Annotated in this window: 9 protein-coding genes; all 9 read right to left on the reverse strand. The window is 59.7% G+C overall.

The features are described 5' to 3' along the window. Nucleotides 1-2 precede the first annotated feature (2 nt). The 9 genes from LKE90_RS07275 to LKE90_RS07315 all read right to left on the reverse strand — a co-directional run bounded on the left by LKE90_RS07275 (nucleotide 3) and on the right by LKE90_RS07315 (nucleotide 12,432). Nucleotides 3-2,054 (reverse strand): NADH:flavin oxidoreductase, encoded by a 2,052-nt coding sequence (locus LKE90_RS07275; RefSeq protein ID WP_291492242.1) that lies wholly within the window; start codon nucleotides 2,052-2,054, stop codon nucleotides 3-5. Then, a complete protein-coding gene (locus LKE90_RS07280) occupies nucleotides 2,051-3,049 on the reverse strand; it encodes a GlxA family transcriptional regulator (RefSeq protein ID WP_291492240.1) in 999 nt (332 codons plus the stop codon). Before LKE90_RS07280 ends, LKE90_RS07275 begins: the two co-directional genes overlap by 4 nt. A 2-nt stretch (nucleotides 3,050-3,051) precedes the next feature. Beyond that, on the reverse strand, nucleotides 3,052-4,158 hold the full coding sequence (locus LKE90_RS07285; RefSeq protein ID WP_291492238.1) for a hybrid-cluster NAD(P)-dependent oxidoreductase: 1,107 nt from the start codon (nucleotides 4,156-4,158) through the stop codon (nucleotides 3,052-3,054). Further along, nucleotides 4,155-5,411, reverse strand: coding sequence for an aromatic ring-hydroxylating oxygenase subunit alpha (locus LKE90_RS07290; RefSeq protein WP_291492236.1), 1,257 nt, complete (start codon nucleotides 5,409-5,411; stop codon nucleotides 4,155-4,157). Before LKE90_RS07290 ends, LKE90_RS07285 begins: the two co-directional genes overlap by 4 nt. A 202-nt stretch (nucleotides 5,412-5,613) precedes the next feature. Next, on the reverse strand, nucleotides 5,614-6,984 hold the full coding sequence (locus LKE90_RS07295; RefSeq protein WP_291492235.1) for an L-serine ammonia-lyase: 1,371 nt from the start codon (nucleotides 6,982-6,984) through the stop codon (nucleotides 5,614-5,616). Nucleotides 6,985-7,233: 249 nt separating this feature from the next. Further along, complete coding sequence (locus tag LKE90_RS07300; RefSeq protein WP_291492233.1) at nucleotides 7,234-7,773, reverse strand: sarcosine oxidase subunit gamma; 540 nt, start codon at nucleotides 7,771-7,773, stop codon at nucleotides 7,234-7,236. After that, nucleotides 7,766-10,786, reverse strand: a complete 3,021-nt coding sequence (locus tag LKE90_RS07305; protein ID WP_291492230.1) for a sarcosine oxidase subunit alpha — start codon at nucleotides 10,784-10,786, stop codon at nucleotides 7,766-7,768. Before LKE90_RS07305 ends, LKE90_RS07300 begins: the two co-directional genes overlap by 8 nt. Then, on the reverse strand, nucleotides 10,783-11,088 hold the full coding sequence (locus LKE90_RS07310; protein WP_291492382.1) for a sarcosine oxidase subunit delta: 306 nt from the start codon (nucleotides 11,086-11,088) through the stop codon (nucleotides 10,783-10,785). The genes LKE90_RS07305 and LKE90_RS07310 overlap by 4 nt, the downstream gene beginning before the upstream one ends. A gap of 87 nt (nucleotides 11,089-11,175) precedes the next feature. Continuing rightward, nucleotides 11,176-12,432 (reverse strand): sarcosine oxidase subunit beta family protein, encoded by a 1,257-nt coding sequence (locus LKE90_RS07315; RefSeq protein WP_291492228.1) that lies wholly within the window; start codon nucleotides 12,430-12,432, stop codon nucleotides 11,176-11,178. Nucleotides 12,433-12,642 lie beyond the last annotated feature (210 nt).

Here is a 12,642-nt window from a genome sequence, read left to right on the forward strand (position 1 = left end):
GCTCAGAAATCCTTGCAGAGACGGAGCGCGTCGTAGAGCGCCGCATGAATGTTACGCCCGGCCACGGCGTCACCGATACGGAACAGCGCGTATTCCCCGCTTTTCAGTCCCTCGACAGCGGGTTGTGTCTGGCCCTGCAAAAGTGTCGGCAGATCCGTCTGCCCGTGGTTGGCGGAGCCTTCCTTCAGTTCCATGTAGAGCGCGTCGCGCGGGAGAGTGCCGCATTCGACAATGACATGATCGACAAGCCGCTCTTCTTCCGTGTCCGTCATGGTGTTGCGCAGAACGGCGACCAGACGGTTACCTTCACGCGAAACCTCACGCAGTTCCATGTTCGGCGACATGACGACGCCGAGTTTGTACATCTCCCGCAGATGGATCGGCTGATTGGTCGTGCCGACATCCTGCGCGATCAAACGGTCATGCGTCGCCATTTCCACGAGACAGCCACGTGTCGCCATGACTTCTGCAACCGATGACGCATTATGTTGGCCCATTTCGTCAAACAGCAGAACACTGCCGGAAGGATTGACGGCGCCGGAGAGCACATCCGCCGTGGTGTGGACCAGATCACTGCCTTCCAGATCACCCCGCCATGCGCTACCGCCGGTAGCGACAATGACGATATCCGGCTTTTCCAGACGCACCATTTCGGCGGTGGCCTCAGTGCCTGTCCTTACATCAACACCGAGTTTGCGAACCTGCGCATCCAGCCAGCGCACGATCCCGGTCAGCGCCTCGCGCCATGTCGCTTTCGCGGCAAGATTGACCTGCCCGCCAGTCTCGTTCTCACGTTCGAACAGCACGACACTGTGACCGCGCAAAGCGCAGACGCGAGCGGCTTCCAGTCCCGCCACACCACCACCGATAATGGCGATCCTGTGCTTCGCGCCCATCGTCGGCTGAACGTCGTGAGGCATGGTCGCTTCACGCCCCGTCGCGGCGTTTTGCAGGCAGAGCGCGTCACCACCGACATAGATCCGGTCGATACAGTATCCGGCCCCGACGCACTGGCGGATATCGTCCGCACGCCCTGCCGCCAGCTTGTTCACGATATGCGGGTCCGCGATATGGGCACGGGTCATGGCGACCATATCGACATGGCCTTCCGCGATGGCGCGGGCTGCCGTCGCCACATCCATGATGCGCTGGGCGTGAAACACCGGCACATCGGCTTCACGCTTGATAGCGCTGGCAAGATGCAGAAACGGTGCGACAGGAAAAGACATATTCGGCAGGCTGACGGCGTGCGACATCTCGTCACGGGCCTGCCCACCGATGACGTTCACGAAATCCACCAGTCCGCGCGACGCGTAATCGGTCGCGATTGTCAGACAATCCTGCTGTGACAGGCCATTTTGCAGCATCTCGTTGCCGGACATCCGCATGCCGACGACAAAATCCTCGCCCACCGCCTCACGGATGGCCGTAAGCACCTCGACGCCAAACCGCATACGGTTTTCAAGCGAGCCACCATACTCGTCAACGCGATCATTGGCGGACGGGCTCCAGAACTGGTCGAGCAGATGACCATGCGCGCCGGAGATTTCCAGCCCGTCCAGTCCGCCTTTCTTGCAGCGCACAGCCGCGTCTGCAAAAGCCCTGACCACACGGCGGATATCCTCGATCTCCATTTCCTTTGGCATGGAGCGTGACGCCGGTTCCCGGCGCGGAGACGGACCGATGACCGGCAGCCATGCATCGGTATCCCAGCGTGTGCGCCGTCCCATGTGGGTGATCTGGATCATCAGTTTCGCGCCATGCCCATGCACACGGTCCGAGAACTGCTGAAAAAACGGAATCACGCTGTCATCGACAACGGAAACCTGATTCCATGGCGTCGCCGGGCTGTCATGCTCGACCGAGGACGAGCCACCGAACATGGTCAGTCCGATCCCGCCCTTCGCCTTCTCGGCGTGATAGAGCTGATAGCGCTCCTGCGGCTTGCCGTCCTTGCCATAGCCCGGCGCATGGCTCGTGCTCATCACACGGTTGCGGATCACCATGTTTCTGATCCGCAGTGGCTTGAACAGGGCTTCGATGTCAGAGCTCATGCGGGCACATCCATGATTGAAGTCTGCTGTAGGGCGCCATTTTTACGCCGCCGTTCATCACGGGGCGGGCAGCCGAAGCGGCTGCGATAGGCTGAACTGAAATGCGAACTGGACACAAAGCCGCAGGCGGTTCCGATATCGGTGACCGACATCGTCGTCTGGCGAAGCAGACGACGGGCACGTTCCAGACGCACGCCAACGAGATAGGCAGCCGGGGTGACACCGGCATGACGCCGGAAAACGCGCTCAAGCTGTCGTACGGACAGATGCGCCGCCCCTGCTATTTCCTCGATCCGCAACGGCCTGTCACTTTCACGCTCGATAAGACTGAGCGCCCGCGCCATCGCTTCCGGCGTTCCGGGAGGCACCGGGACAGGCTGCCTCTCGTCTCCCGAACGTCCGCGTTCGAGAAGAAACTGCGTGGAGATTTCATTGACACGCGATGTCCCGTAACGGGACGCGATGATCTTCAGCATCATGTCGAGCGGCGCGAGACCACCCGTGCAGGTCAGACGGTTGCGATCAATGACGAAAAAATCGTCAACAATGTCAATTTCAGGGAACTCCTCCCGGATTGAAGACAGATTTTCCCAGTGCACGGCGCAACGATATCCCCGGAGAAGCCCCGCTTCCGCCAGTGCGAACGTGCCCGTGCAGAGCGCACCAAGCGGGACACCCTGTCGGGCCTTCTGCCTCAGCCAGGTCAGCAACGCCGGACTTGTCGCCGCACGCACATCCACGCCGCCACAGACAAAGACAACATCGAAAGAGGTCGAGGTTTTCGCCGACTGTGTCGGTGAAAGCGAAAGACCATTGCTGGACAGAACGCTTTCTCCATCCAGCGACAGAACCGACCAGGTATAGACATCCTCACCCGCCAGCCTGTTCGCCATCCGCAACGCTTCGATGGCGTTGCTCACAGCAATCATCGAATAGCCTGACAGGGTCAGGAAAGCGAAATGCTGAAAATTGCTGAGATCAGGCGCAGCAGGCATCGTCAGCGTTCAATCACCACGTCACTGGTGGGCTTTGAACAGCAGATCAGGATCATACCCATATCAACCTCACGCTGCCGGATACCGCCCTCGTGCTTCATCTCAACCGTGCCGGACACCAGTTTGCACTTGCAGGTGCCACACAGCCCTTTTCCGCAGGATGCCGGAACACGCATCCCTTCGGCACGTGCGGCGGAGAGAATGTTGGTGTCCGCTCCGCATTCAATCTCGCGACGGCTTTTCGTGAAGTTGACCTTGTAGGTCGTCTCGCCGGGCTCCGGTGCGGCGAAAGCTTCCTCAAGTTCGCCCTGCATCAGTGTGGTGAAATCGAAACTTTCTTCATGATGCCGGGTCATGTCGAAACCGCTATCAGCCAGCAGCGCCCGGACTGCCGCCATATAGGGCGCCGGACCACAGACATAGACTTCACGATCCAGAAAATCCGGCGTGACAAGAGGCAGCATCGAAGCGACGAGCCGCCCCCGCAATCCCTGCCAGCGACCGGCAGGCGTGTCGCTCTCACAGACCGTGGCGGCGCGGAAACCGGACCAGCGCTGCTCCATCAGCGCCAGTTCCCGTGCGAAAATCAGATCGTCCGGACTGCGGGCGCTGTGGAGAAAAACCACATCCGCCTCACCACCGAGATCCATCAGCGTACGGGACATGGACATCATCGGCGTGATGCCACTTCCTCCTGACAGAAACAGAAATTTTTTCGACGAGCTGTCAGCGCAGGTAAATTCTCCCGCCGGACCGACCACTTTCACTTCCATCCCCGGCAGCAACGTGTCGTGCAGCCAGTTCGAGACCGGCCCGTTCGTTACCCGTTTCACAGTGATCGACACGCGATCCGGACGGGTCGGCGCGGAAGACAGTGTATAGCTCCGGTTTATTTCCTCTCCCGATGGACCACATGGGAGAGAAAACGTCATGAACTGACCGGGCTGATAGGAAAACCGACGCGCTTGTGGAGCGGAGAACACGAATGTCTTCACATCGTGCGTTTCATTGATGACCTGACGGCAGACGAGAATCTCGTCCCGTTCCGAATCCCACAAAGGGGCGGAAGTCAAACCACCCAGTTCCGCAAGCACGCCTTTTGTCGTCATGCCAGAACCGCCTTCATGCGACCGATGTACCAGGAGGCGAATTTCTCAACCAGCCCCTCAGTGTAGGGAGAGTAAGGACCTGCTTCGAAGGCGGGGTCCGTCGCCCCCTGCTGGGAAATCTCGACGAGATCCGCATCCTGCTGGTTCGTCGCCTGCCACACTTCCGTAAGACGTTGCAGGTCATAATCGACACCTTCAACTGCGTCCTTGTGAACAAGCCATTTCGTACGCACCAGTGTCGTATCGGCATCCAGCGGGAACACCGCGAAGGTGACGATGTGGTCTCCCATGAAGTGATGCCACGAATTGGGCTGCGTCCAGAAAGACAGACCGCCGATCGCCTTGTCCTTCAGATCTCCCAATGGAACACGACAGGCCGCCTTGGTATCCATCGTCTGGCTTTCACCCGAGCGGTCGATCGGCAGACGCTCGGTCCGGAAACCGGTGATTCTGTCATCAAGATGCTCGACCTCGCGGGAAGGAAGCCCCTCTCCTTCCCAGCGTGCGTGACATGTGGTGGCCAGTTCCGCATAGCGCTGCGCGTCACGCTGACTGTCCTCATCGAGCGTTCCGGGTGCGTAGCCGAAGCCATAGGCGAAAAGCGGAATGGTCAGTTCAGGATGGTTCGGTCCGCAGTGATAACACTCGCGGTTATTTTCCAGCGTGAGTTTCCAGTTTCCCTTCTCGATGAGATCGGACTCAAAGGCCACCCGGGTATTCCTGATATCATGCGGCGCAAGGTACGGCTCCATGATACGGGCCATGTCCTCGATATCTTCCGGCGGATTTTCAGCCAGACAGATAAAGATCAGCCCGCCGACGGAACGCACCGCCACCTTTTTGAGGCCACGGCATTTGGGATCGAAATCCTCCCCCATATGCTCGGCAAATTTCAGCGCACCATCGATGCCGTAGGTCCATGAGTGGTACGGACAGACGATGTTGCCGATCATCGTCTTGCCTTCAGGGATCATTCTTGCGCCACGATGACGGCAGACATTATGAAACGCCCGAATGGCGTCATCATCGTCACGCGTGATAATGACAGAAGATTTTCCGATATTGACGATCATCGCGTCGCCGGGCTCGGCAACATCCGGTTCGACGCCGACATAAATCCAGTGCTGACCGAAGATAAACTTCATATCTTCGTCAAAGATGCCCGCATCCGTGTAAAACGGCGCCTCAAGGGCAAAGCCCGGCTTGCGTCGGGCAAGGAGTGTTCTGAGCATTTCTTCTGTGTGACCGGACATGATGACGTTTCCTTCCCGACCCGACTCTGGTTCGACACACCCAGTATGCTGTTTCCGGAGAATTTTAATTTCCCAATTACGACATATTTTTATATCGTAACGACTTTAACGCCGACCTGTCCAACTCTAAAAAAGCTCCGTGCTTTTCTTATGAAGGTTTTCGAATTTTATCGTCTTATATCAAGGCAATAATCATAAACCGTCAGCACTCTGGGAAACGGACTGCCAGCCCCCCCAGAGAGGTCTCCTTGTAGCGACTGCTCATGTCTTTTCCGGTCTCGTACATTGTCTTGATCACGTCATCGAGAGAGACATGATGGGAACCATCTCCCCGCATGGCCAGCGAGGCGGCGTTGATCGCCTTGATCGCGCCGAACGCGTTACGCTCGATGCATGGGATCTGCACCAGACCACCCACCGGGTCACAGGTCATGCCGAGATGATGCTCCATCCCGATCTCCGCCGCGTTCTCGACTTGCGCCGCTCCCGCCCCCAGAGCAGCGGACAGACCCGCCGCCGCCATGGAACAGGCAACGCCTACCTCCCCCTGACACCCCACCTCGGCCCCGGAAATCGAGGCGTTTCGCTTGAACAGACCGCCGATGGCGACAGCCGTCAGAAGGAAATCACGCTCACCGGCCCGCGATGCACCTGCACTGTAATCACGATAATACCTGAGCACCGCAGGAACGACGCCCGCCGCGCCATTGGTCGGGGCCGTCACAATGCGCCCACCCGCCGCATTCTCCTCATTCACCGCAATGGCGAACAGGCTGACCCAATCCATGATCTCATGGGCCGTGCGGACATTACGAAACCGGTCCGCCTCCAACCGGTCACGGATGGCTGGCGCACGTCGCTGCACCCCCAGACGACCGGGCAGCACGCCTTCCGTCCTCATGCCACGGTCCACACACGCCATCATTACGTCGATGATACGATCCACATAGGCCAGCACTTCTTCTACAGGACGCAGGGCGCTTTCGTTGGCCAGCACAATCTCGGGGATACTGAGACCGCTGCGCCGCGCGCAGGAGAGAAGCTGCGTGCCGCTACGAAAATCGAACGGCACATTGACGCTCTGCGGCACAGCCTCCGCGTTTTTATCCTCCGGCACGACAAAACCACCGCCGATAGAGCAGTAACGACGGATCAGAACGGCCTTTCCATCCCCGTCCGTAGCAAGGAACTGGAGTGTGTTGGGATGAACCGGCGGTATGGTGTCCTTGTCAAAGATAATGTCTTTGTCAGGATCGAACGTGAAAATACAACCACGCGGACCAAGCTCGTGCGTCTCACGAGCACGCACAAGAATGGTCTCGGCCTCATCAGGATCAACCATGTCGGGATGCAGTCCACCCAGACCGAGAATAACGGCGCGGTCGGTGGCATGCCCTACTCCGGTCCATGCCAGAGAGCCATAAAGCGTGACCCGGACGTGCAGCGGATGGACTGCATCAGCTGCAAGCACGGCCAGTTCGGTGACGAACTCCGCGGCAGCTTTCATGGGACCAACTGTATGGGAAGAGGAAGGACCAATGCCGATCTTGAAGATTTCAAATACACTGATCATGGCGAGCTTTCCGATATCCCTTTACGCAGTCCACACAGGACTCACACTGAAAGCGCCTTGCGGGCCATTCCTGCGCGATACCGTCAGGCCGCCGCCCCGAAGCATCTCCATCAGCTTAAATGTGCCCACTCAAACTGGCGAAGACGCCCTGCTCTTCCCAACCGGAACGGGTGGGAAGAGCGGTTTTTATAAACATTATTGAAATCGAGCATTTTTCCGAAATGGACGGAAAAGCGCTCAATAACGCCCTTACCAGACTGCGTCGAGCGCCGCCGCATCCATCATGGCGGACATGTACGGTCCGAAGGACCGCCAGACTTCCAGATGAAACGTGTTTTCAGCCGTGCGCCAGACCATACCGTCAGCTTTGCCGAACAGCGTGCGCGTGACCATCCCAACCGGGAAGGACCGTTCGCGCAGGTCAAGCGGACTCAACGCCGCCAGCGTGTCGCGCAGCTTTTCACCTTCCAGAGTCCAGCCGATCTGACGCTCGGAAACCTCAACCAGACTGTGTGGCACGCTGGCGAGATAGCCGGTCACGGCCTCAGGCAATCCGGCATCGCCCGTGATGATGAACAACTCCTGCGGCGCAAGACGCAACAGCGTGCAGTCACCGACGACAGCGCTTTGCAGCATGTCCGGAGTGCCAGCGAGACCGAAAGCTCCGGCCACGCCTTCCAGCATGGCCTTCCGCCCCTGAAGGGCGAAACGACGCCCCCCTTTGAGTGGTGTGGCCGTGAACCCGGCGCGAGAGACGGAAAGGGTGTTGGGGGCAAGTGCGTCAGACATTGAGGCGGGCTCCTTCCGCGTCATAGAACACCGGGCTGGTGACGGTGACCGGGATCACCTTGTCTTCCATCGGCACATAGAGTGTTTCGCCCATACGGGCGCGGCCACCGGAAATCATGGCGAGCGCGATGGACCGACCCAGCGTTGCGCTGTGATAGGACGAGGTGACATGTCCGATCTTTTTCATCGGGATGACCTCGTTCGGGTTTGCGACAAGCTGCGCGCCCTCTTCCAGCACTTCCTGCGGCGCCTGCGTGTAGAGGCCGACAAGCTGGTAACGGTCCGGGTCCTGCATCGCCGGAAGCGCCAGCGAGCGCTTGCCGACAAAGTCCTTTTTCAGCTTGCTGACCGCCCAGCCACAGCCTGCATCATCCGGCGTCGCCGTGCCGTCGGTTTCCTGACCGACGATGATGTAACCTTTTTCGGCGCGCAGAACGTGCATCGTCTCCGTGCCGTAAGGCGTCATGCCGTAGGGTTTGCCCGCCTCCCAGATGCGCTCCCACACTTCCCGCGCCCGGCTCGGCGGCACATTCACCTCGAAGCCGAGTTCACCGGAGAAGCTGACACGGAACAGACGCATCGGAATTCCGCCGATGCTGCCTTCCACGACGCTCATATGCGGCATGGTCTCGTGCGAGATATCAAGACCGTCCACCAACGGCGCGAGAACCTCACGCGCTTTCGGACCCTGCACCGCAATGACGGACCATTCTTCCGAAGTGGAGGTCAGCCAGACATCAAGGTCCTGCCATTCGGTCTGGAGATAATCCTCCATCATGTTCAGGACACCTGCCGCACCGCCTGTCGTGGTGGTGACGTGGAAGCGGTCCTGCGCGATGCGTCCGACCACGCCGTCGTCATAAACGAAGCCGTTTTCACGGCACATCAGACCATAGCGGCACTTGCCGACGCCCAGCTTGGTCCAGGCGTTGACATACATCCGGTTCATGAACTCGGCGGCGTCAGGTCCGACAACCTCGATCTTGCCCAGTGTGGAGGCATCGAAAATGCCAACACTCTTGCGGACAGCGAGACATTCACGGGCCACGGCGGCATCCATGTCCTCGCCCGGCTGCGGGAAGTAGCGGGCGCGACGCCAGAGACTGACATCCTCGAAGACCGCGCCCTTGCTGCGGGCCCACGGGTCGATCGGCGTGCGACGGTCCGGATCGAACTCATTACCCCGCTCGTGCCCGCTGAACGCACCGAATGTCACCGGCGTATAAGGCGCACGGAACGTGGTCAGACCAATCTGCTGTTTCGGGCGTCCCAGCGCATGGGAGGCAATGCCGAGCGCATTCAGGTTCGAGGTCTTGCCCTGATCCGTCGCCATACCGGTCGTGGTGTAACGCTTGATATGTTCGATCGACTGGAAGCCCTCACGCACAGCGAGCTTGACGTCCTTGGCCGTCACGTCGTTCTGGTAATCGACGAACGCCATGGCCATCAGGCCCTTACCGCGACGGGGCAGCGCACCGGTGAAGCCACCACGACCGATGGCGTCGCTGGTCACTTCCCACAATGGAAGTTCGACTTCGCCGTCACAGCCAGCATCTTTCGCGGCAGCCGCTCCGGATTTCAGGCCATCGGCCAGCACTTCGCCAAGGTCGTAGATGCCGCGGCATGAACCGACTGAGCGCTCTTCCTGCGTGGACTCGCCGGGCAGATAGACATCGAGTTCCGGGCTGTAGATCACCTTGCCCTTGGACTGGGAGAACAGGTGCAGGCTCGGTGTCCAGCCACCCGCCATGAGCAGCAGGTCGCAACTGTAGTTCTTACCCTCGCCTACATCGCCACCCGGAAGAACCGGCGCGAGCTCGACACTGTGAATACGCTGCGAACCGTGCGCGCGCTGGACCGTGCTGTTGACCAGAACCGGGATGCCAGCCGCCCTCGCCTTGCGGAGCAGTTCGGAATCCGGCTTCGGACGGATATCGGCGATGGCAGCGATTTTCACACCCGCCTCAAGCAGGTCGAGCGCCACGCGATAGGCGCTGTCGTCCGCCGTGGCGATGACAGCCTTGCGACCGCAGGCGACGCCATACCGGTTGAGATAGGTCTGGGCCGCGCTGGCGAGCATGACGCCCGGACGGTCATTGCCTTCAAACACCAGCGGACGCTCGATCGCACCAGACGCAATGACCACCTGTTTCGCGCGCACCTGCCACAGACGCTCGCGCGGCGTAGCCGGGTTCGGTGCGCTCAGATGGTCGGTCATGCGCTGGTTGAGCGCGACCATGTTGTGCGGGCCGTAGTTGAAGACCGTGGTGCGGGTGAACAGCCTCACGTTCGGCATGGTCTTCAGTGCGGCAACCGTGCGCTCGACCCATTCGGATGCAGGCAGACCGTCGATACGGGACGTGCGATCGAACAGCAGGCTGCCACCGAATTCCGCCGTCTCGTCAGCCAGCATAACTTCCGCACCGGCTTTCGCCGCAGCAAGAGCCGCAGCCAGACCGGATGCGCCGCCGCCCGCCACCAGCACATCACAGAACGTATACTGGAAGGCATAGTGATCCGGATCAGGCTCGGTCGGAGCGACACCCAGACCGGCGGAGCGGCGGATAACCGGCTCATAGACTTTGGTCCAGAAATTACGCGGCCACATAAAGGTTTTGTAGTAGAAGCCCGATGGCAGCAGTGGCGAGGCCAGATTGTTCACCGCACCCATGTCGAACTGGAGACAGGGGAAACGGTTCTGGCTCTGCGCCTTCAGACCGTCATAAATCTCGACCTGCGTGGCGACGAGGTTCGGCGTCTGCAAGGCAGGCCCCGAACCGACCGCGACAATGGCGTTCGGCTCATCGGAGCCGGCGGAAATCGGACCGCGTGGACGGTGATATTTAAAGGACCGGCCCATCAGGTGAACGCCGTTCGCCAGCAGGGCGGAAGCGAGCGTATCGCCCTCAAACCCTTCGAAGCTCCGGCCATCAAACGTGAAGCGCACCGGGCGACGCGAATTGACGCGGCCGCGACCAGGAACGCGCGCAGAAGCGCGGGACAAGCGGCTCATCGTGCAGCCTCCGCAGCCTGTTCCGGAGTGACCTCCGGACGGGGCTGTCCGATTTCATAAGTGACAACGAAACGATCCGTCCGCGTGTCGCGGATGGCGTTGAAGAAACGGTTACAGCCGTGAGCATGACGCCAACGCTCGGCGATCAGCCCTTTCGGGTTGTCGCGCATGTAGAGAAACTGAGCCCATTCCTCATCGGTCAGGCTCATGGGGTCCTGCGGGCGGTCGATATGAGCCTCGCCCCCGTTTGAAAACTCGACTTCGGCTCGTTCCCCGCAATACGGGCAGCGGATCAGCAGCATGATGCACTCGCTCCTCGGAGCAGACCAGATGTGAAAACCTGTGCCGTTATCGGCGATGATTCCTGAAGCATGGGGCGACACACCATCTCAGTGCGCCACCGCCGCCGCCGCCGCTTCGTCGATCATCACACCGTCACGGAAACGCTCGATGGTGAAAGGCGCGTTGATCGGATGCGGCTCGTCCTTCGCGATGGTCCAGGCCAGAAGGTTGGCCGCACCCGGCGTCGCCTTGAAGCCGCCCGTTCCCCAGCCACAGTTGACGTAAAGCCCCGGTACCGAGGTCTTCGCCGTGATCGGTGAACGGTCGGGGGTGTTGTCCGTGATGCCGCCCCACGAACGCATCATGCGCAGGCGGCGGAACATCGGGAACAATTCGCAGATTGCCGCCAGCGTTTCGGCCGGAATATGCAACCCGCCGCGCTGGGTATAGGACACATAGGAGTCCGTGCCCGCGCCGATCACCATCTCCCCCTTGTCGGACTGGCTGATATAGGCGTGGATGGTGTTGGACATGACGATGGTCGGGAACGCAGGCTTCACCGGCTCGGACACAAGCGCCTGAAGCGGGTTGCTCTGCAACGGCACGCGGATGCCCGCCATCGCCATGACAACGGAACTGTGTCCGGCAGCGGAAACGCCGATCTTCTTCGCGCCAATCGTGCCTTTTGTCGTTTCGACACCAGTGACAGCGCCGTCCGGTCCTCGATTGATGCCGGTCACTTCGCAATTCTCGATGATATCGACGCCCATGTCGCTGGCGGCGCGCGCAAAGCCCCACGCCACGGCATCGTGACGGGCCGTGCCTGCACGACGCTGAAGCGCGCCACCCAGCACGGGATAACGAATATTGGAAGAAATATTCAGCGGCGGGCAGAACTCTTTCGCCTCTTCGGGCGACAGCCACTCATTGTCGATTCCGTTCAGACGATTGGCATGAACGTGGCGCTTGAACACCTGCACGTCATGCACGGTGTGAGCGACCATCAGGCATCCACGTTGACTGAACATGACGTTATAGTTCAGTTCCTGCGAGAGATTTTCCCACAGTTTCAGCGAGTGCTCGTAATAGGACGAACTTTCGTCGAACAGGTAGTTCGAACGGATGATAGTGGTGTTTCGCGCGGTATTACCGCCCGCCAGCCAGCCACGCTCGATCACGGCGATGTTACGCAGCCCATGCTGTTTGGCGAGGTAATAGGCCGCGCCAAGCCCGTGGCCGCCACCGCCAACAATGACAATATCATAAGCCTTCTTTGGCTGCTCGACGGAGCGCCATTGCGGCTTCCAGCCCAGATGGCCACCGAGAGCCTTTCTGGCCAGGGAAAGAGCAGAAAATCGTTCCATATCCGTCCCGCATCACAACAGGTTTATGAAGCGAGCATGCGCCCCGCACTCAGCGGTCGCTGGTCAGGATCAGACGTGAAACTTGAATAAAGACGACATGGTGAAAATTTTTATCGTATTCGAAACGAACGACATTGGCAGCGCCTGTCATTCTCAGGCCGCTGAAGACAACCAAACGGATAAGATGATGATTCTGTTTGCAGGAACATG

The organism is Acetobacter sp., from assembly GCF_022483985.1.
In the GTDB taxonomy this organism is placed as follows: domain Bacteria; phylum Pseudomonadota; class Alphaproteobacteria; order Acetobacterales; family Acetobacteraceae; genus Acetobacter.

What these genes read in the sequence shown, in the direction of transcription:
- LKE90_RS07275 (WP_291492242.1), bottom strand. Translation starts at nt 2,054, where the DNA reads ATGAGCTCTGACATCGAAGCCCTGTTCAAGCCACTGCGGATCAGAAAC.
- LKE90_RS07315 (WP_291492228.1), bottom strand. Translation starts at nt 12,432, where the DNA reads ATGGAACGATTTTCTGCTCTTTCCCTGGCCAGAAAGGCTCTCGGTGGC.
- LKE90_RS07280 (WP_291492240.1), bottom strand. Translation starts at nt 3,049, where the DNA reads ATGCCTGCTGCGCCTGATCTCAGCAATTTTCAGCATTTCGCTTTCCTG.
- LKE90_RS07290 (WP_291492236.1), bottom strand. Translation starts at nt 5,411, where the DNA reads ATGTCCGGTCACACAGAAGAAATGCTCAGAACACTCCTTGCCCGACGC.
- LKE90_RS07285 (WP_291492238.1), bottom strand. Translation starts at nt 4,158, where the DNA reads ATGACGACAAAAGGCGTGCTTGCGGAACTGGGTGGTTTGACTTCCGCC.
- LKE90_RS07305 (WP_291492230.1), bottom strand. Translation starts at nt 10,786, where the DNA reads ATGAGCCGCTTGTCCCGCGCTTCTGCGCGCGTTCCTGGTCGCGGCCGC.
- LKE90_RS07300 (WP_291492233.1), bottom strand. Translation starts at nt 7,773, where the DNA reads ATGTCTGACGCACTTGCCCCCAACACCCTTTCCGTCTCTCGCGCCGGG.
- LKE90_RS07295 (WP_291492235.1), bottom strand. Translation starts at nt 6,984, where the DNA reads ATGATCAGTGTATTTGAAATCTTCAAGATCGGCATTGGTCCTTCCTCT.
- LKE90_RS07310 (WP_291492382.1), bottom strand. Translation starts at nt 11,088, where the DNA reads ATGCTGCTGATCCGCTGCCCGTATTGCGGGGAACGAGCCGAAGTCGAG.